The sequence below is a fragment of the Geomicrobium sp. JSM 1781026 genome, from assembly GCF_041949955.1.
GTDB lineage: Bacteria > Bacillota > Bacilli > Bacillales > Marinococcaceae > Geomicrobium_A.
The window spans coordinates 1-19,503 of sequence record NZ_JBHFQF010000012.1 but is presented as its reverse complement, the minus strand read 5'-3'; the positions used below and the strand labels follow the sequence as shown (position 1 = coordinate 19,503).

Sequence of the window (19,503 nt, the reverse complement as noted above, 5' to 3'; positions counted from 1 at the left end):
GTGTCTACCAAGGAAAAACTTGAGGTGATTTAAATGTCTGGTTTTCAAAAGCTCAACATTGAGCCTTCATTAATACAAGCTTTAGAAGAACAAAGAATTACACGACCAACAGAGATTCAAGAACGGCTAATTCCAGCGATCTTAAACAAAAATGATGTGATCGGACAATCACAAACCGGTACTGGAAAGACGTTAGCATTTGCGTTACCTGTACTTTCCAATATTGAAGTGAACAAAAATGAACTGCAAGCGGTTGTCGTTGCACCGACGCGGGAACTTGCAGAGCAGATTTATCGGGTGATGCGGACGTTGGCAGAGCGAGTAGGTGAAATTCGTGTGCAACGAGCGATCGGAGGAACTGATAAAGACCGGGCAATTGAACGATTGAAACGAGTGCCACACATCCTTATTTCTACGCCAGGCAGGCTCCATGATCTCGTAAGGCAGGAGCATGCAGTGTCCGTCCACCACGTAAGCACACTGATTATTGATGAAGCCGATCAGATGTTAGATATGGGATTTATTAATGAGATTGACCAAGTGGCTGGGCAAATGCCAGATGACTTACAAATGCTCGTTTTTTCAGCAACGATTCCTGAACAGTTGCGACCTTTCTTAAAGAAATATATGCAAGCCCCTAAGCATGTGCACGTCAAACCGGATACGCCGTCTCCGAAAGGGTTGACCCACTATTTGATCCCACTAAAAAGCCGGAGCCGGGAAATGCTTACGATTGAAATGGCAAAAGCCCTTAACCCGTATTTATGTCTAGTGTTTGTAAATACAAAAAAAGAAGCAGATTCGCTCACTCGTTTGTTCATTGAACATGGAATAGATACAGAGACGCTCCACGGTGACTTAAGCCCAAGAGAGCGTAAGCAAGCGATGAAAAAAATCAACCGTGCAGATGTACCGTTCGTCGTTTGTACTGACCTTGCCGCTCGTGGTATGGATATCGAAGGCGTATCACACGTCGTGAATGTATCAATCCCTCGTGAGCTTGAGTACTTTCAACACCGGGCCGGAAGAACCGCTAGAGCCGACTTGAGTGGAGAAGTGTATACGATTGTAGATAAGGAAGACTATCCGGCTCTTCATAAACTTCAACAACAGCGTTTCTTTTTCCATTACGTTGATCTTAAACACGGGGAATGGAAGGAAATTGAACAACTAGGTAGTGGTTATGCACCGGGTAAAGTACGAACGAAATCTACATCAAGTAAAAGCAGTTCACCGACACGTACGCCAAACAAGAAACAAAAAAACATTAAGCCAGGCTATAAGAAAAAGATGAAAGAAGAAGCGAGAAGAAGGAGAGGCTAACATGACGATCAACAAGATCGGTTCTCACGTATCGATGAGCGGTAAGAAAATGTTGCTTGCTTCAAGTGAGGAAGCGGCAGGGTACGGGGCAACGGCAATGATGATTTATACGGGTGCGCCACAGAATACGCGCAGAAAAGCGATTGAAGAGCTAAACATTGAAAACGGACAAGCACACATGAAAGAACATGGCATTGAAGAAGTTGTTGTGCATGCCCCGTATATTATAAACATCGGGAATTCTGTCAAGCCAGAAACGTATGACCTTGGCGTTCGTTTTTTGCGCTCTGAGATTGAACGAACAGAAGCGCTTGGCGGAAAACAAATTGTTCTACACCCAGGTGCTCATGTAGGAGAAGGTGCTGAGAAGGGGATTCAAAAGATTATCGAAGGGCTAAATGAAGTGATCCACCCCGATCAAAAAGTAAACATTGCTCTTGAAACGATGGCCGGAAAAGGATCGGAGTGTGGAAGAAGTTTTGAAGAGCTTGCACAGATTATCGATGGTGTGACCCATAACGATAAATTAACGATCTGTTTTGACACGTGCCATACCCATGATGCAGGCTATGATATTGTCAATAACTTCGATGGGGTCATGGAAGAGTTTGATCGTTTAATCGGACTGGACCGCCTTGCAGTTTTGCATGTGAATGATAGTAAAAATCCGCAAGGCGCCAGAAAGGACCGACACGAGAATATCGGATTTGGTCACATTGGTTTTGATGCATTGAATCGGATTGTTCGTCATGAGGCTGTTAAGGACATACCAAAGATCCTTGAAACGCCTTATGTCGGTGAAGATAAGAAAAACAAAAAACCACCGTATCAGTATGAGCTTGCCATGTTTAGAGCGGGTAACTTCGAAGAGGATCTGAAAGAAAAGATACTAGCAGGTGTTCGACTATAGTTTATGGCTATACTGAGCATATAAATCGTAAAGCAGCATCGCGTGAGACTTCGATGTTGCTTTTTCGACCTTATCAATAAACGCATAGACAGACGCCTTGTTTTTTAAATTCACTTTCTCAGTTCTCGCCAAGTACAGAAGCTTATCGGCTTCTTCATACGTCAGTTGAACTCCTCTAGATGCCGCCATTGACTGGAGTTCTTGAGGTGACATGTTCTTCACGTACTGATTAATTAATCCCATCCACATTACGATCACATCCTTTAATACAACGTATGATGGACTAGGCTTGTCATGTGACTACTATTTAATTTCAAATGAATTGGAAATATTATCTATTCAATGAATTTAAGTTTCGGTATAATGAAATTAAAGTTTAGTATGTTGAAAATTGCCAACGATTCGGTTGATGTAAGGAGCGTGTGAGCATGAAAGATTTCGCACAGGTGGAAGATGCTTATGATGAACAACGTGTATTCGAACAGTTAAGTAAGGAAATCCGGTTAATGATCCAGCAGGACGGTACCGTACAGTACAAGAATGAACATGCCAAAGAAGTGATGGATCAAACCCAACGATTTTTCGCTACTTTTTTAGGGTATGAATGGCGTAAGGCGATGGACTTTTTCAAGAAAATGTACGAAACGAAAGATTCCGAAGAGGTTGTCCTCACTCATTTTCTCGCTGGAAAAGAAATCCGTGTGTTTTATCGCGGAGCTTTTCAAGAAGATGCTTTCTATTTAATTGGTCAAGTTCAGTCTGCCACTGATGGAAAAAACCGTGAAGCGACAGGTCGCATGATGAAATCCCTTCCTTGTGGGTATGTTCGTGTCAATGAAAAGCTTACAATTGTTGAAATGAATCGTCGATTTGAAAAGTTAGTATTTATGAGAAACACTTTTTTATTGCCGGAATTAAAGCTCTCGTCCCTGCAATTTGAGTCAGATTATGGCAGGACGATTTACGAGTGTGTAATGAATGCCATTTCGACAAAGCAGCTCAGTGTTAAACGCTTTGACGCTGGCAATGAAGTCCGAATCGCTGCGTATGCCACGTACTTACCGGCAGACGACGAGATTGTCGGGTTTATTTTTGATGAAAGTGCAGAACTGAAATATGAAAACTTGCTCGCTTACCGTCAACAGATGGAATCCGTTTCGCATTTGGCAGCTGGAGTAGCCCACGAGTTGAGAAACCCATTGTCTGTTATTCGAGGGTTTCTTCAATTGTCGGAACTGACGGATAGTTTTCACAAGTATAGCCATACGATCTTTTCAGAAGTAGACAGAATGAATGTCATTATTGAGAACTTTTTATCTATGTCTAGAAAGAAATTTGAGCGAAGGTTACAAAATCCGATGGGGGTCATTCGTTCTGTTGAAGACATTATTCGATCAGAGTGCTTGCTCCATGACGTTCAATTCTCATCAGAGCTCGTTGATACAGAGCGGAAGATTTTTATGAATGAAACGATGATTAAACAAGTCATATTGAACTTGTTGCGGAATTCAGTTGAAGCGTATAAAGAAGATACGACGAACAAGTTGTTTACGTTAAAAACGGAGATGAAAGACAGCAGTTATGTAGTGACGGTTGGAGATAATGGGCAAGGAATTCCACCTGAGATTCTTAACAAACTCGGAGAGCCGTTTACAACAACGAAAGAGAAAGGGACCGGAATCGGTATTTCTCTTTCCAAAAAATTAATCGAAGATCATGGAGGAACGTTCCGGATTGATAGTGAAGTGGGGGCAGGTACGATCGTAACCCTTTCGCTCCCGTTTCATGAGGATTCTTCAGTAGGCTGATGTTCAACGAACAGCATGCGATACTTCGTCTTTGTAGCTCGCTCGAGTTGCTTTAGAGATAACGTCGTATGCTGTTGTTCAAAGTAATAAGGTTCTCCTTTTTTTACGTGGAAAATGAATTGTGGATGCCGGCTTCGACCGGTATTTTTTAATTCTATTTTCTCAATGACATCTCTGCCGGTTACATATAGCGATGTAGCCATACGTAGTATGGCACCCATAACTTCAAGCTTACGAACCGTTCGCCCGTTTAGGATGCGTTTATACTGGATGGCCCTTTTTCTCAACCGTTTAACAGACGTAAATGAACTGAGCAAAGCCATGGATATGCGCTCTTGGTGGGAAAATCCATCCAATGACCGATTCGTTAACACGTTTAGCGTATGAGCGTGTGCATGTTCTTCGTCAATATATGTGCCGAGCTGTCGAAGTAATGAGCTAAAGTAGAGGAGCTCTTCCATGTTTTCTTGATCTTCTTCTTGTTCATTTGCATAAATACAGTTGTACAATTCACGTGAAAGTGCATAAATGGCCTTGCCGTATTCGGTGGAGAGATTAAACTCCCTCATTAACTGAGTGATCGTCTCTTTCTTTACGTTCACGAAGCGGCGGGTTTGTCGATCACTCAGCAATGAATCATAAAGAAGCCCATCTCGAAGACCTTTGCGGCTAATGATAAGACGCTTTCCTTTTGTGTAATGCATGAGCTCAGAAATAAACAACCCAGCGGGTACGATTGAACTCGCACGATCTTCAGATAGCCCCGAAACTTCTCCTCGTTTAATACGCGGGATTTTCTTTAAATAGTGGTACGTATCCAGTAGTTGGGTGTCGTTCATTTCATATTGATGTAGACCGGACACAGGGTATTGGTGGCGACGGCGTTGAACCGCAGCGATTTGTCTGACGCTCCCGCCAATGCCAATAAGAGGAACGTTAAGGTTTTGTAACCATGGGATGGAAGCAAAGGCATCGTGTGCAAGCTTTTTTACACGCTTGATGGATGCAGGATCGTCACTCCAAAGTTTTGCAAGTGTGAGTGCACCAATCGAGAAGCTGTGCGAGTGGACGAGTTCACGGTCTTTAAAGTAAGCAACCTCAGTACTGCTGCCCCCCATATCAAAAATCAGCCCATCTTTTAATTGAATCGAGTTTACTGTAGCTAAATATCCGTAATATGCTTCTTCTTCACCGGTAATGACATTGATTTTTATAGCTGTCTTTTCATAGATGCTTTCTAATATTTCACTGCGATTTTGTGCTCTTCGGATGGCTGCTGTTGCGACTGCTTTTACGTCACTCACTTCGTGGGCGCGTAAAACGGCATTAAATTGAACAAATACTTGATCGAGAACGCGAATGCCTTCCGGTCGTAATACATCGTGTTCGTCTAAGTATTCGCTTAGCCTGGCAGCGATCTTAAAGTTGTACAGTGAACGGTATCTTCTTTGCTCATCAATGGCATAGATGACAAGGCGAATGGAATTAGACCCTACATCAACGACGGCCATTCGCTTTGTTTCATTCATGAATTACCCTCCGTTCATAAGCCGCATTTACAAGAAACGAAAATTACGCTATACTGTTTCATGTAAATCGTAATCATTCTGTTTTGAAACGTATTGTTTGGGGGAAAAGCTCATGTCGAGCATTATTGAAGTCAATAACTTAACTTATCAATATACTGACATCCCAGTGTTAGAAAATCTAAACCTTTCGATTGAACGTGGCTCGTTCCTTGGGCTAGTTGGACCGAACGGTTCCGGAAAATCTACATTAATCAAGTGTATACTGGGGCTCGCAAAACCGCAAGCTGGAACGCTCTCTATGTTCGGAAGTGAAATCAACAGATTTTCCGAATGGGGGAGAATTGGATATGTCTCGCAACGGGCGAATCGCTTTAATGCAGGATTTCCAGCAACTGTTTTTGAAGTTGTCTCCATGGGATTGTTCGGGCAAGTTGGCTTGTTTCGTTTTATTAAAAAGAAAGACCGAAACAAAGTGTACGATGCCTTGCAAACTGTAGGGATGGAGAATTTCGCTAAACAACCGATCGGTAAACTTTCTGGTGGACAGCAGCAAAGAGTACTTATTGCCAGGGCGCTTGTGAGTGAGCCGGAGTTGCTCATTCTCGATGAACCGACTGTAGGTATTGATGCTGTATCCGCACGGAAATTTTATGATTTACTCGGTCAGTTAAATCGAGAAAAAGGATTAACGCTCTTATTAGTAAGTCATGATGTCGGAACGATGACAAAATATGTGACAGATGTGGCTTGTTTGAACAAAACCATTCATTTTCACGGAACAGCCCATGACTTTGAGGCAGACAAAAACTTATCCACTTTATATGGTTATGATGTCCAACAAATTATTCATGAACACGAGGAAATCGCGAAATGATCGAAGTTTTTTTCCAATATGATTTTTTACAAAATGCTTTAATTGCAGGGATATTAATTGGGTTTATTGCGCCGATGCTCGGTGTTTTTCTCGTCGTTAAGCGTATGTCACTCGTTGCCGATGCGCTTTCACACATTACCCTTACAGGCATTGCCTTTCATTTGATGCTTGCCAATGTGTTTGCGGTATTAAGCGCGTATGATCCAATTTTTATGGGGATGGTTTTCGCTGTCATTGGTGCTTTAATTATTGAACAGCTTCGAAAGGTATATACCCATTTTAAAGAGATGGCGATTCCAATTATTCTTTCAGGCGGTGTTGGACTTGCGGTGATTTTTATTTCACTTGCAGATGGGTTTAACACTGATTTATACGCTTATCTGTTTGGAAGCGTAGCCGCTGTTGGTCAGGCAGATTTGAACACGATCATCATTATTACGATTATCGTTGTGACGTTGCTCATTCTCTTTTATAAAGAGTGGTTTTTTATCTCTTTTGACGAAGAGCAGGCGTCCATTTCAGGTATTCGGGGTCGATGGTTGGAGCTTTTGTTTGCTGTTCTTGTGGCGCTCGTCATTGCGGCAGCGATGCGCATTGTTGGTATTTTACTCGTATCTGCATTAATGACGTTGCCTGTTGCTGCTGCGATGCAGTGGGCGAGAAGCTTTAAACAAATGTTTTTCTACAGTATCGTTTTTGGTCAAATTGCTGTACTTACGGGTATTTTCCTCGGCTTTCACCTTGATTTAGCACCCGGCGGTGTGATTGTCGTTGCAGCAATTCTTTTGTTAGTGATAAGCTTTCTAAAAAACAAAATCCGACGTTTTTGATATAATAGACGTAACGAAGATGATAAACGATGGAGGTAAATGATGAACGTCTCAACTGCAATTTCCTCATTGAAATCTTCAGGGTACAAGTATACCGACAAGCGTAAAGACATTTTAGAGTTCTTTGATGCTAAAGATGGCTATATTCCAGCAAAACGAGTACTCGGGTATATGCAGGAACGTTATCCTGGACTTAGCTTTGACACCGTTTATCGAAACCTTTCCTTGTTTGCTCAACTAGGTATACTAGAAGCGAGTGAGTGGGAAGGGGAGAAACGCTTTCGTCTTAGCTGTGAGGGCGAACACCATCACCATATGATCTGCTTAGCGTGTGGAAAGACAAAGCATATTGAAGCGTGTCCATTGGAGCAAATGAAACTCTCGACTGATGATTTTAATGTAACGAGTCACAAGTTTGAGATTTTTGGATATTGCGGGGCATGTGGGTAACGAATTTACGTGGACAAGCGATAATAAAACCGACCTAGCGGGAATTGCTGGTCGGTTTTATTATTTAAATCATACGCTGTTCGACAAAGTTACTAAACTTGCATTAACGATGATAACACTTTGGTGCACGCCTCGATCTGCTCCACTTCAACATATTCATCGATGGCGTGCGCTTGCTCCAAATTACCAGGCCCAAATACAATTAAATCGCGCATACCCGTTTTCAGGCCAATCATCGAAACATCTGTATACGCTGGGAAGCCCGCTTCTTTCATTTGTGAGCCGAGCGTTTGTTCGTAAGCCGTTTGCAATCGTTCAATAACCTCTGCCTCTTTGTTTGATTCGATCGGAGGGCGCGCATACCCGTAATGCTCAGCGGAAAAGTCTGCGCCTACAACTTCGCACCCCTCAGATACAGATTGTTGGACGAGTTTGTCGGCTTCTTCTGCGCTCATAGGGGGCACGAGGCGAAAATCAAGCTCAAGACGAACAGAGCCAGCAACCATATTCGTTTTGTCACCCCCGTGAATCGTGCCAACCGATAATGAAGGTTTACCAAAAATATCATGATGATAAGAAAGTGCCTCGACATTCTTCTTTAGGCGAACTATGGTCTCTGCAGCGGCGTGGGCGGCATCAATACCTAACTGAGCATTTCCGCAATGAGAACTTTTTCCGAGGATGTTTATTTCGTACCATATCGTACCTTTATGAACAGTAGATAAGTGCAAGCTCGTTGGTTCTGTAGCAATGAGCTCGGCATCTTCTGGAATCAGCCCTTCATCAATGAGTGCACAAGCGCCCTTCATAAACGGCCCTTCTTCATCGACGGTCGCAATCACGTATAGATCTCGTCTGTTCGCATGATTGGTGCCCTGTTTCAAAGCGGTCATTGCAGCGGCGAGACCACTCTTCATGTCACATGCTCCGCGCCCGTACAACTTCCCGTTAGCAATCTCACCAGCGAAAGGATCAAACGTCCATTTTCCTTCAACCGGTACGGTATCCATATGAGCTAAAATTACGAGAGGCCGTAACGATGGGTCCGATCCGGTACGCTTTGCAATGACATTTGTGCGTCCTTCCTCGACGCGTTGGACAGAAACATCAATATCTTCGATTTCACGTAGCCAACGTTCGACGTACGTTGCACAGTCTTTTTCAGAGCCGACAGGGTTTTCAGACGGAATTTGTACGAGTTTTTGTGTTAACAAAATTGCTTCATGAGTCATTGTTCGTGCCTCCTTAAGCATTACGCGCTTTTTGAATGAGGTGATGACGGAGTGTTGCCTTGCTCTTCGTCTTTAAAGTCAGACAATGCATTTTTAAAGCGTTCCACCGCTTCGATTGGACGAGGTTCGGTTAGAAGACTAACACCAATGAATAACACCGTATTTGCCAAAAGACCATACATGGCGGCGCTAAACCCAAAAGGTAACAGCATAGGCGTGAATTGAAGTAGCACAGTAATAAAGATACCGCCAACTAAACCAGCAATTGCGCCTTTAGCATTGGAACGTTGCCAGAATAGGGCACCGATTGTTGGGACGATTAATTGCGCGGTACCTCCAAAAGCAACGAGTCCAACAGTTACAAGCAAGCCAGGTGCGGTTAAAGCAAGGACGTAAGCGATCGCTGAAAATATAATTAAAAAGTAACGACCGACTTGGATTAACTGCTTTTGAGTTGCGTTCGGATTTTTGTAACGCTGATAAAAATCCTTTGTCATAACTGTAGATACTGCGTGAATTTGACTGTTCGCTGTACTCATCGCAGCTGAAGCCCCGGCTGCTAAAACAAGGGCTGCAATAATAAACGGTGCATATTCCATCAGCATAAGAGGTAAGATTTGATCAGCATTTTCTACACCAGGCATTTCAAGTACAGCCGTCCAGCTAACGAGAAGGGAGCCTACGTAACAAAACGCAATAATTGATAAAAGAAATGGCATGAGATTGAAGATTCGTCCATCTTTCACCGAATACATTCGTAACCAAAGTTGTGGGCCCATAAGCGCACCGATTGCGGTGATAAAGCACAAGCTTACCCACATCCCATACCCGGCATCGCCGTCGGGTCCAGGAAGAACCATGTGCTCAGGATGAAACTGTTGCATTTGTTCAAACATGGCGATCGGTCCACCGACAATTTGCGACAGATAAACGCCAGCATACAACAAACCAAATAACAAAATGCCGCCGTAAATAATATCGGTCCAAGCGATGGCTCGAATTCCGCCCACCCATACGTAGATAAGAATAACAACATAAAACATTAAAGCAGCCATCCAGAAGGGGATGAGTCCACCTGAAGCAACTTCTATCAAGTAGGCGCCACCCGTTAATTGAATTTGTAAGTAAGGAATCGTAAATATGACGACGATCGCGCCGACGATTAAACGAACCTTTTCACTCTGAAAGAAATCGCCAAGCAAATCTGAAGGAGTCACATAATCAAACCGTTTTCCTAAGTACCAGATTCGTTTACCGACGACAAAATAAAGAACGCCAAACAAGATATTCCAAGCAACAGCTGTTAAATATACAGGTCCTTCGGTATAAAAAGAAGCGTTCGAACCGAGGAAAGCGAATGCACTCCACCAAGTTGCAGATACGGTGAAGAATGTTGCGACCGACCCCATCCCTCTACCTTGAATAAAATAATCGTTGCTAGATGATTGCGCTCGTGTTGCGGCAATCACACCAACAATTAAAGGAATGACCATAAAAAGAACAATGATAACAACACCAGCAATCATACGTTCACCTCATTATTATTCGTTAGATGCCGTTCGTTTGTATCCCCAATTTAATTTATAAGCAATAAATAAAAAGATTGTTAAAAATGCCCACCAGGAAAAAATCCAAAAGATGAGAAACGGGATTCCGAAAATCATCGGTTCTACTCGATTTACTAAGAGAAGTAGCGGGCTTTGCAGCATGGCAAGTCCAACAATTACAACAAAAAATAACCAAAACCGTTGCCGAGGCATTTTCATAAAAGCGCCGTCCTTTCCTTTCGAAATGAATGATTGACTATAACTATAGCAAATATTCAGTAATTATTATTTGGACATAATGTTGCATCTTTTATTTGAAGCACATACAAAGTGTACATCGGCACGTGAACCATGTAAGGAAAATTCACATGAATAGGAGGGAGGCATAAAACACTTTTTCCATCATTTAACGGGATAGCTTTAGCGTGAGTGCACATAATAGAAATGCCCGCTCACGCCGGGTAAGGAGGGAATGTAGGTGGCAGATGATGAAAAACACAGTCGACGTCTTGAAGAAAGACGTGAAATGACTGATCCACTCATCGATAACTACAACCAAGGATATATGGAAGAAACCTCCGCGGAAGTCAGCTCGCCTGATCTCGATTACCGTATGGACCGGAGCGGTCCAGGTGATTATGAAGCTGATTACGACACAGTGGATGAGGAAACGAGTGATAGCTCTTTAGGAGCAGGTCTTGGTACAGCAGCGATTATTATGTCGATTGTATCGCTCTTTTTTCTTCCCGTCATTCTGGGTGCAGCAGGGGTTGTAACAGGCTTCTTTGCACGCCAAAAAGGCGCTGTCGGACTCGGCTGGTCGGCAATTGGGATTGGTGCACTCTCAATTCTAATGACTTTCTTATTCGCACCGATGATGTAAAACAAAACCCTCCCGAAATGGGAGGGTTTTGTTTTACGATTATTACGTTGTAGATGCAGCTTCTTGTTTTTGTTTTTCGTAATGCTCTTCGGCAAGTTTGTCGACTTCTTTTTTCAGTTCATCAACCATGATCTCTTCAGGTACTTTGCGGATAATTTCTCCGTGTCTAAAGAGTAACCCTTCGCCTTTCGCACCAGCAATGCCGATATCTGCTTCACGTGCTTCTCCTGGACCATTAACGGCGCAACCGAGAACAGCAACTTTAATCGGTGCTTTAATGGTGGAGATATAATCTTCAACTTCATTGGCGATACTAATGAGGTCAATCTCAATTCTTCCGCAAGTCGGGCAAGAAATGAGTGTTGCCGCGTTTGATGCTAAACCAAATGACTTGAGTAGCTCTCGAGCGACTTTTACTTCTTCAACAGGGTCTGCACTTAATGAAATTCGAACCGTATTTCCGATGCCCATGTTTAAAATAGTTCCAAGGCCTGCCGCACTTTTAATTGTGCCGGCAAAAAGTGTCCCTGATTCAGTAATGCCGAGGTGCAACGGGTAGTCAAATGCTTGCGCTGCTTTCTCGTATGCTTCGATCGCTAGGTCAACATTGGATGCTTTCATTGACACGATGATGTCATGAAAATCGAGCTCTTCGAGAATTGAAATGTGGTGAAGGGCACTTTCGACCATCGCATCAGCGGTTGGATACCCGTATTTTTCTAATAGATGACGTTCCAATGATCCTGCATTTACACCGATACGAATTGGAATGTTTTTTTCTTTAGCTGCTTTGACGACAAGTTCAACTTTATCCCGTTTTCCGATGTTCCCTGGGTTAATCCGGATCTTATCTGCACCAGCTTCAATGGCTTTTAGTGCGAGACGATAATCAAAGTGAATATCAACAACGAGTGGAATGTTTATTCTGGATTTAATTTCTGCCAATGCATCGGCAGCTCTTTGGTCCGGACAAGCGACGCGAACGACTTGGCAGCCCGCTTCTTCAAGACGGTGAATTTCTGCAACCGTTGCCTCCACATCGTGCGTTTTCGTTGTAGTCATGCTTTGGATAACGACTTCATCATTACCACCGATCACAAGGTTGCCTACTTTAACTTTTCTCGTATTCGTTCGATGGGTTAGTTTACTCATAATCTATTCGCCCCTTTAGACGCATTTCTTGACGGGTGCTGAGTGCATCCATCATCATACTCACAAAAAGGAAGCTCATACGCTAGAAGCAAATGAACTTCTCACTTGTTCCATTGTAGCAATGGGGAGTTCACATTGGCAAGGAAAGTCGACCAGTCTTAACAATACGTACATATTAGTTTTCATAGATTGGAAATGTGTACACATCTCCAGCCCGAATTTCATCAGAAAGGATGCCATCATTTAAGTACTCAAAATCAGACTTTACATGGTCAACATGTTCATCGTATCCATCTTCGTGCAACTGTTCAATGATGGTAAGTAGCGATTGTCCAGGCTCCACTTCGATTGCGACAGTATCATCATAAAAGACGTCTTCATCAAGATCTTCGGCTTCCTCGTCATCCACTTGTTCTTGAACGGTTGTTTCCTCAGAACCGACAACCGGTAAACTTCCCCTTGAGAGGTCATAATACACAGCAACAATAATCGCTAAGATCGCAAGGATCCATATCCACTTTTTCATTCCGTTGTAACCTCCCGATTCTAAAAACGACTGTTATTACATAAGTTTATGCATGTCCTGTGAAAAAATGCTGGGAAATTAACAAAAAGCGTAGATTTTCTTTAATTTTCACAACGTTTGTGGTAACAATCAAGATAAAGTTTTTCAGGAGAGAGAAGGGGGAGTTTTCTTCATGAGAAAAACCAATCGATTTGGATTAGCGGTGATGCTCGTTAGTGCGGGTCTATTTGCACCGCTAACAGCGAATGCGGATGCAGGTCCTGGAGACGTCATCGTCACGTTAGGGGAAGATTTGAGTCCCGCACAGAGAGAGAGTCTTCTTTCAGAGATGGGCACCGATGAAAGTGCGAATATTATAGAAGTGTCTAACGCCGAAGAGCATGAATATCTAGGCGACTATATTCCAGCGGGACAAATTGGAAGCAACGCCTTGTCATCGGCAAAGATTACGATTGGTGAACCGGGCTCTGGTGTTGATGTAGAATCGAATAATATTACGTGGGTGGCTGAAGGGATGTATGCGAATGCCCTCGTCACTGCAGGTGTGGAAGACGCTGATATTTATGTGACTGCGCCTTCACCTATTTCAGGAACGGGTGCGTTGACGGGTATACTAAAAGCGTATGATGCAGAAGCAGAAGGTCTATCCGAAGAAAGAATGCAAGTAGCGAATCAAGAAATGGTCGAAACCGGCAATCTCGGGGACCGAATTGGCATTGAGGAAGCAACCGAGCTTGTGACACAAATAAAAGAAACGATTGCGGAAGAGAATGTCGAGAATGAAGACGATTTGCGTGCACTCATTCAGAGAATCGCATCAGACTTAGGGATTGAATTAACCGAAGAAGAGCTTGACGGTCTCGTGTCTTTATTTTTAAGAATGCAAGACTTAGATATTGATTGGAATCAACTTGGGGATCAAGTCAATCAAATTCGTGACAATATTGGCGATTGGCTAGAACAAGAAGAAACGCAAAACTTTTTACAATCGGTTATGGATTTCTTTAGTGAACTTATCGACACCGTCGCTGGATGGTTCGGTGGAGGAGAATCAGAGTCGGGATCATAATGGTTCGTGCAACACGAATAGGCGGGGCGTGCCGTAGCTTTTAAACGGTGGGCTTCGCCTATTTATGTCTAATGAATGTTCACAATTCCTCATCTTCGTTTAAACGTTCATTCTTTATGGAAATCTGTTATACTAGGGGCAGATGCGAAACCGCTCAAGCCATCTGTACGTAGTAGAAGTAGACGCTTTACGAACAGGAGGGATGTACAGCTATGGCCTGGTTAGATATTAGTATGATTGGTTTCATTGTGGTGCTTCTTGCAACCATGTTATTAATTGGCGAGTTGTTGGTCAAATCACGAGGAATCTTTGGAATTGTCGGGGTTGTGCTTATTACGTTGTACTTTACTCATCACCTAGATAGTGTTACGAACATTTGGGTCGTTGTAACGTATGCCTTAGGTTTAACACTAATTCTCATTGATGGAAAAGTGTTTGGTGATGGCCTTGTATCTGCACTCGGTGTCATTCTTATGATTGTTGGTCTTGCGATTCCAGCACCTGACCTCGTGTACGCCATTCTTGTCGGAATTGCTGTACTCGCTGGTGGAGCCGCTTCATTTTTGTTTATGAAAGTATTTCCTAGAAGAGATCTATGGACAAAAATGACGCTTAAAGATACGCTTTCCAGTGAAGAAGGATACAACTCGATGAACGATAGCTATCGTGACTTGGTTGGTGAACATGGCGATGCAATCACTGATTTTAGACCAACTGGAACAATTGAAATTGACGGGAAACCATACTCTGCAACAACAGGTGCAGGCTGGATTAAGGCTGGTACACATGTGCGTGTGAAGTCCGTCGACGGCACACGAATTCTTGTCGAAGAAGTAAAAGAAACGAAAAAGGCGAATGATGAATAATCCATTCGCCTTTTTCGTTTGCGTACAACTGGATAGGAACCGAGTGACTGGAGAACCTAACGTTTGCAATGAAAAAATTATCTCAAAAAATCTTTACATAATCTTTACAAACATTTGATGTTCCTTTAATAATTAACAAGTATGATCTTGTATGGGAACGAAAACAGCAATTGAAGGGATGAGGGGTTTGGAAGTCAGAGATCTCCTGTTTCTATTTCTCGGAGGTATAGGAATTTTCTTGTTTGGTATGAAGTTTATGAGCGATGGTCTTACAAAGATCGCAGGGGATCGGTTGCGAGACTTGCTTGATCGCTTTACTTCAAATCCATTTAAAGGAGTACTTGTCGGTATTGTCGTAACCGTGTTGCTTCAATCAAGTACAGCAACCATCGTCCTGACCGTCGGACTTGTTAATGCGGGTTTTATGACGTTAACACAAGCGATCGGTGTCATTATGGGAGCGAATGTAGGAACGACGACAACCGCTTTTATTATCGGTATTAATATTACAGATTACGCATTGCCTATTATGTTCATAGGAACATTCTTTATCTTTTTCTTTAAGAGCAAAAAGCTCAATAACATCGGACAAGTTGTCTTCGGTTTTGGTGCTCTTTTCCTCGGTTTGGAGTTAATGGGGGATGGCGTTGAGCCATTGAAAGATAATGCGTTTTTTGCTGAGCTTACGTTGAGCATGAGTGATAACCCAATTCTTGGGGTTATTGTCGGAACGGTGTTTACAGCCATCATCCAAAGCTCAACAGCGGCAATCGGTTTGTTGCAAAGCTTTTATGATTCAGGAGCAATGAGCCTAGATGCGGCATTGCCTGTATTATTCGGTGATAACATTGGAACGACGATTACAGCAGTTATTGCATCGATTGGAGCTAGTGTGGCAGCGAAGCGAACAGCACTCAGCCATGTGATCTTTAACTTAATTGGTGCGACCGTCGTACTCATATTGCTACAACCATTTACGGCATTAATTGAATGGTTTGAAGCGACGTTGGACTTATCTGCGCCAATGACGATTGCCTTTGCCCACGGAACGTATAACGTGACAAACTTGCTTATGCAAGTCGCATTTATTGGGTTGCTGGCCACCGTTGTGACGAAGCTTATTCCAGGAAAAAATGAAGAGATTGAATATAAAGCGAAGCATCTTGACCCAACCTTTATCCAACGAGCGCCATCGATTGCGCTTGGTCAAGCGAGGGAAGAGACGTTGCGAATGGCGAACTTTGCTGAATCAGGTTTGGATGAAGTATTCGAGTACTTGCATACGAACAATCGCAAAAATGCGGAGCGAACGATACGTTACGAAGAAGCAATTAACAATCTAGACAAGACGATTACAGAGTACCTCATGCAGATTTCCAATCGTTCATTATCTACGGAAGACTCCTTTACGCATACGATGCTTCTGGATACGGTTCGAGATATTGAGCGCATCGGTGACCATATGGAAAACATTATGGAATTGGTTGATTATCAGATTAAAAATAAAGTATCATTATCTGATGAAGCGAAACACGATCTGGATGAAATGTTTGATCTAACGAGACGAACGTTGCAAGATGCGATTTATGCAATGGAGCATCATGATATTGATGCTGCGAAAGCGACCGAAAAGCAAGAAGATGAAATCGATAAGATGGAACGTAAGATGAGAAAGAAACACATTTTACGAATGAATGAAGGTCGTTGTTCAGGATCAGCAGGAATTGTGTTTGTCGATATTGTGAGTAACTTAGAACGAATCGGCGACCATTCCGTGAATATCGCAGAAGCAGTTTTAAACGAAAAATAATTTTAGAGGAGTGAGTGGCATGGATATTTTATGGATTGCGCTTGCGGTCATTATGTTTGCATTGGCGATAATTGGAGTCGTCTACCCAATCATTCCAAGCGCCCCAGCGTATATCTTGTCGCTCATTTTTCTTGCTCTTTACACAGGATTTGACACGTTTAACACCTTCTATTGGGTTGCCCAAGGCATTCTCGTTGTGTTCATGTTCGTCATTGATTTTTTGACGAGTTATTTCGGGGTGACAAAGATTGGTGGATCAAAAGCAGCGGTTTGGGGGAGCATGATCGGGTTAATCGTTGGTCCGTTTATCATCCCTCTCCCTCTTTTTAACTTATTGATTGGCGCTTTTGTTGGAGCAGTACTCGGTGAACTTATTGCTGGAGGCTCTAGCTTAAAGAAACTTTCAAAAGTCGGCCTCGGTTCTCTTCTCGGATTCATCGCGGGTGTGCTCGGGAAGTTTGTACTCATATTTATCGGTGTTGCACTCGTCGCCGTTGGCTGGATTTGGTAGTTTTCCTATGAAAACTATTGCAGACATTTAGTTTCTATGATATATTATCAAATGTCCTTAACAATGGCGGTGTAGCTCAGCTGGCTAGAGCGTACGGTTCATACCCGTGAGGTCGGGGGTTCGATCCCCTCCGCCGCTACCAATTACATAATAGTTCTTATGGCGGCTGTGGCGAAGTGGTTAACGCACCGGATTGTGGTTCCGGCATTCGTGAGTTCGATTCTCATCAGCCGCCCCATTGACTGAGGACCCTTAGCTCAGTTGGTTAGAGCAGACGGCTCATAACCGTCCGGTCGTAGGTTCGAGTCCTACAGGGTCCACCATTCATTCAATGAATCCCCTCGCTAAATGCGAGGTTTTTTTCATTTCAAATGTTTACTGTTGTGAAAAGCAGGGTACGGATAAGTATAGGCAAAGCCTATTCCCTTGCTAAATAAAGTCTGCTTTGCTACTGTAAAAATGAAGCAAGTTGACAGAACGGTTGTCAACGGCTTTTAACAAAACGAGAAATCAACCTAGGAGGCGTTTTATTATGACAAACTATCAACTTCCTGATCTTCCGTATGCGGCGAATGCATTGGAGCCACACATCGATGAGACGACGATGAACATTCACCACGGGAAGCATCACAATACGTATGTGACGAAGCTTAACGATGCTCTTAAAGGCCACGAGCAACTTGCGAGCCAAACGGTTGAAGATCTTGTAACGAACTTAGAAAAAGTTCCAGAAGATATTCGCACAGCTGTCCGTAATAACGGTGGCGGTCACGCGAACCACACGCTTTTCTGGACAATTTTAAGCCCAGAAGGTGGCGGAAAGCCAGCGGGTGAACTTCTATCTGCCATTGAAAACAAATGGGGAACGTTTGATGCATTCCAAGAAGAATTCACGAATACTGCGCTAGGCCGCTTCGGTGCAGGCTGGGCTTGGCTCGTTGTAAATAACGGAAACCTAGAAATTCAAAACACGCTTAACCAAGACTCTCCACTTACAGAAGGAAAGATTCCTGTTCTTGGTATTGACGTTTGGGAGCATGCGTATTACTTGAAATACCAAAACCGCCGTCCAGATTATGTTGCGGCATTCTGGAACGTCGTTAATTGGCCAGAAGTTGCGCGTCGTTATAAAGAAGCGCTATAAGCGAGTGATTTATGTTATAAAGACCTGAAGTAATTACTTCAGGTCTTTTTTTGATCTTAAAAATCGGCTCTACACTAAATGTTGGGGTGGAAAAACAACTGAGGCAAAATAAAATACGCAGGCTCCTTTGTCCTCTATACTTGAATTTGCGGAAACAAGTTATAGACAAGGAGCTGCGTATCCATGCATTTTATCACATCATTCCCGGGACTGGAAACGATGACGGTCACCGACGCTCAAATTATCGAAGACACGTGCCACTTGCACGTGGAAATGGAACGCAAGAAACATCGTTGCCCAGCGTGCGGGGAGAAGACGAACAAGGTTCATGATTACCGACTGCAGAAAATCCAACATTTGAAACTTTTTGAGCGCAATACCTTACTGTGGTACCGGAAACGGCGGTATGTGTGTGCCTGTGGCAAGCGGATTCCGGAAGCGTGCCCAGTGGTGGAGCACGATCAGCGCCACAGCGTGGAGTACATCCAAGCTTTGGGGCTGCGCGTCATACAAGGCAAGAACTTTAAAGACACCGCAAAACAGCTGTTCACCTCTCCAACAACGGCAATGCGACGTTTTGGTCAGCTCGCTCCACGGATGCTGGAAGAAGTGGTGGCGTTGCCAGAAGTGATCGCCATTGATGAGTACAAAGGTGACACGAATGGCGAACGTTTTCAAGTCCTGATTGCCAATGGAGAGACCGGTGTGCCTCTGGATATTCTGCCGAATCGAAAAGCCAAGACCCTTAAGCGCTATCTTCAGGAAAAAGGCGGGGGTGTCAAGATGGTTGTGATGGATAGGAGCCCTTCCTTCAAATCCTCGGTGAACCAAGCCTTGGGTCGTCCGATCATCATTGCCGATCGTTTTCATTTCTGTCGCTATATTTATTGGGCGCTAGACCAAGTGCGGCGCCGCGTACAAAAAACGTTTCACGAGTATGATCGAAAGAAGTGCAAGCAGATGCGCCATGTCTTTCATAAGCGTCCGGAAAAGCTAAGCGAGAAGCAAACGTGGTACTTGAATCGCTACCTGGAGTTAT

The 19,503-nt window shown here is 43.4% G+C and carries 20 protein-coding genes and 3 tRNA genes; 16 read left to right on the top strand and 7 right to left on the bottom strand.

All coding sequences use genetic code 11. The features are described 5' to 3' along the window. Nucleotides 1-33 precede the first annotated feature (33 nt). Both ACE1TF_RS17845 and ACE1TF_RS17840 read left to right on the top strand, forming a co-directional pair. Entirely contained in the window at nt 34-1,323 is a 1,290-nt protein-coding gene (locus ACE1TF_RS17845; protein WP_375018803.1) for a DEAD/DEAH box helicase, read from the top strand. A gap of 1 nt (nt 1,324) precedes the next feature. Continuing rightward, a complete protein-coding gene (locus tag ACE1TF_RS17840) occupies nt 1,325-2,233 on the top strand; it encodes a deoxyribonuclease IV (protein ID WP_375018801.1) in 909 nt (302 codons plus the stop codon). Here ACE1TF_RS17840 and ACE1TF_RS17835 read toward each other — a convergent pair. Continuing rightward, nucleotides 2,228-2,482: a DUF2624 family protein gene (locus ACE1TF_RS17835; RefSeq protein ID WP_042401123.1), complete on the bottom strand. Its 255-nt coding sequence runs from the start codon at nt 2,480-2,482 to the stop codon at nt 2,228-2,230. The two genes, ACE1TF_RS17840 and ACE1TF_RS17835, sit on opposite strands and share 6 nt — an antisense overlap. Before the next feature lie 179 nt (nt 2,483-2,661). Here ACE1TF_RS17835 and ACE1TF_RS17830 point away from each other — a divergent pair, with 179 nt between their 5' ends. Next, nucleotides 2,662-4,041, top strand: coding sequence for a two-component system sensor histidine kinase NtrB (locus tag ACE1TF_RS17830; protein WP_375018799.1), 1,380 nt, complete (start codon nt 2,662-2,664; stop codon nt 4,039-4,041). Here the strand turns inward: ACE1TF_RS17830 and ACE1TF_RS17825 are convergent. Beyond that, complete coding sequence (locus tag ACE1TF_RS17825) at nt 4,017-5,570, bottom strand: Ppx/GppA family phosphatase (RefSeq protein ID WP_042401128.1); 1,554 nt, start codon at nt 5,568-5,570, stop codon at nt 4,017-4,019. The genes ACE1TF_RS17830 and ACE1TF_RS17825 overlap by 25 nt on opposite strands. Before the next feature lie 112 nt (nt 5,571-5,682). Between ACE1TF_RS17825 and ACE1TF_RS17820 the strand changes: the two genes are divergently transcribed. Genes ACE1TF_RS17820 through ACE1TF_RS17810 form a run of 3 tightly spaced genes read left to right on the top strand, consistent with a single transcriptional unit; the run spans nt 5,683 to nt 7,724 of the window. Beyond that, complete coding sequence (locus tag ACE1TF_RS17820) at nt 5,683-6,444, top strand: metal ABC transporter ATP-binding protein (protein WP_042401130.1); 762 nt, start codon at nt 5,683-5,685, stop codon at nt 6,442-6,444. Then, a complete protein-coding gene (locus tag ACE1TF_RS17815) occupies nt 6,441-7,274 on the top strand; it encodes a metal ABC transporter permease (RefSeq protein WP_042401134.1) in 834 nt (277 codons plus the stop codon). Before ACE1TF_RS17820 ends, ACE1TF_RS17815 begins: the two co-directional genes overlap by 4 nt. Before the next feature lie 42 nt (nt 7,275-7,316). Beyond that, nucleotides 7,317-7,724, top strand: a complete 408-nt coding sequence (locus tag ACE1TF_RS17810) for a Fur family transcriptional regulator (RefSeq protein ID WP_042401136.1) — start codon at nt 7,317-7,319, stop codon at nt 7,722-7,724. A 92-nt stretch (nt 7,725-7,816) separates the two neighbouring features. Here ACE1TF_RS17810 and ACE1TF_RS17805 read toward each other — a convergent pair whose 3' ends face one another. The 3 genes from ACE1TF_RS17805 to ACE1TF_RS17795 are packed head-to-tail and all read right to left on the bottom strand — an operon-like array spanning nt 7,817 to nt 10,722. Next, nucleotides 7,817-8,956 (bottom strand): M20 family metallopeptidase, encoded by a 1,140-nt coding sequence (locus ACE1TF_RS17805; RefSeq protein ID WP_375018795.1) that lies wholly within the window; start codon nt 8,954-8,956, stop codon nt 7,817-7,819. Between the two features lie 20 nt (nt 8,957-8,976). Beyond that, entirely contained in the window at nt 8,977-10,482 is a 1,506-nt protein-coding gene (locus ACE1TF_RS17800) for a sodium:solute symporter family protein (RefSeq protein WP_375018793.1), read from the bottom strand. A 15-nt stretch (nt 10,483-10,497) separates the two neighbouring features. Continuing rightward, on the bottom strand, nt 10,498-10,722 hold the full coding sequence (locus ACE1TF_RS17795) for a DUF3311 domain-containing protein (RefSeq protein WP_042401140.1): 225 nt from the start codon (nt 10,720-10,722) through the stop codon (nt 10,498-10,500). A 259-nt stretch (nt 10,723-10,981) separates the two neighbouring features. Between ACE1TF_RS17795 and ACE1TF_RS17790 the strand changes: the two genes are divergently transcribed. Next, nucleotides 10,982-11,386 carry a DUF4190 domain-containing protein gene (locus tag ACE1TF_RS17790; protein WP_375018791.1) on the top strand — a complete coding sequence of 135 codons (405 nt, stop codon included), beginning with the start codon at nt 10,982-10,984 and terminating at the stop codon, nt 11,384-11,386. Nucleotides 11,387-11,428: 42 nt separating this feature from the next. Here the strand turns inward: ACE1TF_RS17790 and ispG are convergent, their stop codons facing one another. Both ispG and ACE1TF_RS17780 read right to left on the bottom strand, forming a co-directional pair. Continuing rightward, on the bottom strand, nt 11,429-12,538 hold the full coding sequence (gene ispG / locus ACE1TF_RS17785) for a flavodoxin-dependent (E)-4-hydroxy-3-methylbut-2-enyl-diphosphate synthase (protein WP_375018789.1): 1,110 nt from the start codon (nt 12,536-12,538) through the stop codon (nt 11,429-11,431). A 175-nt stretch (nt 12,539-12,713) separates the two neighbouring features. Then, the gene (locus ACE1TF_RS17780; RefSeq protein WP_375018787.1) at nt 12,714-13,064 is read right to left on the bottom strand and encodes a hypothetical protein; all 351 of its coding nucleotides are present in this window, start codon (nt 13,062-13,064) and stop codon (nt 12,714-12,716) included. A 172-nt stretch (nt 13,065-13,236) separates the two neighbouring features. Between ACE1TF_RS17780 and ACE1TF_RS17775 the strand changes: the two genes are divergently transcribed. The 9 genes from ACE1TF_RS17775 to ACE1TF_RS17735 form a co-directional block, all read left to right on the top strand. Next, nucleotides 13,237-14,133, top strand: coding sequence for a DUF1002 domain-containing protein (locus ACE1TF_RS17775; protein ID WP_042401142.1), 897 nt, complete (start codon nt 13,237-13,239; stop codon nt 14,131-14,133). A 212-nt stretch (nt 14,134-14,345) separates the two neighbouring features. Then, a complete protein-coding gene (locus ACE1TF_RS17770) occupies nt 14,346-14,999 on the top strand; it encodes an NfeD family protein (protein WP_042401145.1) in 654 nt (217 codons plus the stop codon). A gap of 151 nt (nt 15,000-15,150) precedes the next feature. Next, nucleotides 15,151-16,809: a Na/Pi cotransporter family protein gene (locus ACE1TF_RS17765; protein WP_375018784.1), complete on the top strand. Its 1,659-nt coding sequence runs from the start codon at nt 15,151-15,153 to the stop codon at nt 16,807-16,809. A 19-nt stretch (nt 16,810-16,828) separates the two neighbouring features. Further along, nucleotides 16,829-17,320: a DUF456 domain-containing protein gene (locus tag ACE1TF_RS17760; protein WP_042401149.1), complete on the top strand. Its 492-nt coding sequence runs from the start codon at nt 16,829-16,831 to the stop codon at nt 17,318-17,320. A 65-nt stretch (nt 17,321-17,385) separates the two neighbouring features. After that, nucleotides 17,386-17,462: transfer RNA gene (locus tag ACE1TF_RS17755), tRNA-Met, on the top strand. A gap of 20 nt (nt 17,463-17,482) precedes the next feature. Then, nucleotides 17,483-17,558: transfer RNA gene (locus ACE1TF_RS17750), tRNA-His, on the top strand. An 8-nt stretch (nt 17,559-17,566) separates the two neighbouring features. Continuing rightward, nucleotides 17,567-17,643: transfer RNA gene (locus ACE1TF_RS17745), tRNA-Ile, on the top strand. A gap of 209 nt (nt 17,644-17,852) precedes the next feature. After that, nucleotides 17,853-18,464, top strand: a complete 612-nt coding sequence (locus ACE1TF_RS17740) for a superoxide dismutase (protein ID WP_042401152.1) — start codon at nt 17,853-17,855, stop codon at nt 18,462-18,464. A gap of 183 nt (nt 18,465-18,647) precedes the next feature. Next, the coding region (locus ACE1TF_RS17735; protein ID WP_375018782.1) for an ISL3 family transposase at nt 18,648-19,503 on the top strand (856 nt) is incomplete at its 3' end.

What these genes read in the sequence shown, in the direction of transcription:
- ACE1TF_RS17800 (WP_375018793.1), bottom strand. Translation starts at nt 10,482, where the DNA reads ATGATTGCTGGTGTTGTTATCATTGTTCTTTTTATGGTCATTCCTTTA.
- ACE1TF_RS17780 (WP_375018787.1), bottom strand. Translation starts at nt 13,064, where the DNA reads ATGAAAAAGTGGATATGGATCCTTGCGATCTTAGCGATTATTGTTGCT.
- ACE1TF_RS17835 (WP_042401123.1), bottom strand. Translation starts at nt 2,482, where the DNA reads ATGTGGATGGGATTAATTAATCAGTACGTGAAGAACATGTCACCTCAA.
- ACE1TF_RS17770 (WP_042401145.1), top strand. Translation starts at nt 14,346, where the DNA reads ATGGCCTGGTTAGATATTAGTATGATTGGTTTCATTGTGGTGCTTCTT.
- ACE1TF_RS17795 (WP_042401140.1), bottom strand. Translation starts at nt 10,722, where the DNA reads ATGAAAATGCCTCGGCAACGGTTTTGGTTATTTTTTGTTGTAATTGTT.
- ACE1TF_RS17765 (WP_375018784.1), top strand. Translation starts at nt 15,151, where the DNA reads ATGGGAACGAAAACAGCAATTGAAGGGATGAGGGGTTTGGAAGTCAGA.
- ACE1TF_RS17845 (WP_375018803.1), top strand. Translation starts at nt 34, where the DNA reads ATGTCTGGTTTTCAAAAGCTCAACATTGAGCCTTCATTAATACAAGCT.
- ACE1TF_RS17760 (WP_042401149.1), top strand. Translation starts at nt 16,829, where the DNA reads ATGGATATTTTATGGATTGCGCTTGCGGTCATTATGTTTGCATTGGCG.
- ACE1TF_RS17740 (WP_042401152.1), top strand. Translation starts at nt 17,853, where the DNA reads ATGACAAACTATCAACTTCCTGATCTTCCGTATGCGGCGAATGCATTG.
- ispG (WP_375018789.1), bottom strand. Translation starts at nt 12,538, where the DNA reads ATGAGTAAACTAACCCATCGAACGAATACGAGAAAAGTTAAAGTAGGC.
- ACE1TF_RS17775 (WP_042401142.1), top strand. Translation starts at nt 13,237, where the DNA reads ATGAGAAAAACCAATCGATTTGGATTAGCGGTGATGCTCGTTAGTGCG.
- ACE1TF_RS17805 (WP_375018795.1), bottom strand. Translation starts at nt 8,956, where the DNA reads ATGACTCATGAAGCAATTTTGTTAACACAAAAACTCGTACAAATTCCG.
- ACE1TF_RS17820 (WP_042401130.1), top strand. Translation starts at nt 5,683, where the DNA reads ATGTCGAGCATTATTGAAGTCAATAACTTAACTTATCAATATACTGAC.
- ACE1TF_RS17810 (WP_042401136.1), top strand. Translation starts at nt 7,317, where the DNA reads ATGAACGTCTCAACTGCAATTTCCTCATTGAAATCTTCAGGGTACAAG.
- ACE1TF_RS17830 (WP_375018799.1), top strand. Translation starts at nt 2,662, where the DNA reads ATGAAAGATTTCGCACAGGTGGAAGATGCTTATGATGAACAACGTGTA.
- ACE1TF_RS17840 (WP_375018801.1), top strand. Translation starts at nt 1,325, where the DNA reads ATGACGATCAACAAGATCGGTTCTCACGTATCGATGAGCGGTAAGAAA.
- ACE1TF_RS17825 (WP_042401128.1), bottom strand. Translation starts at nt 5,570, where the DNA reads ATGAATGAAACAAAGCGAATGGCCGTCGTTGATGTAGGGTCTAATTCC.
- ACE1TF_RS17815 (WP_042401134.1), top strand. Translation starts at nt 6,441, where the DNA reads ATGATCGAAGTTTTTTTCCAATATGATTTTTTACAAAATGCTTTAATT.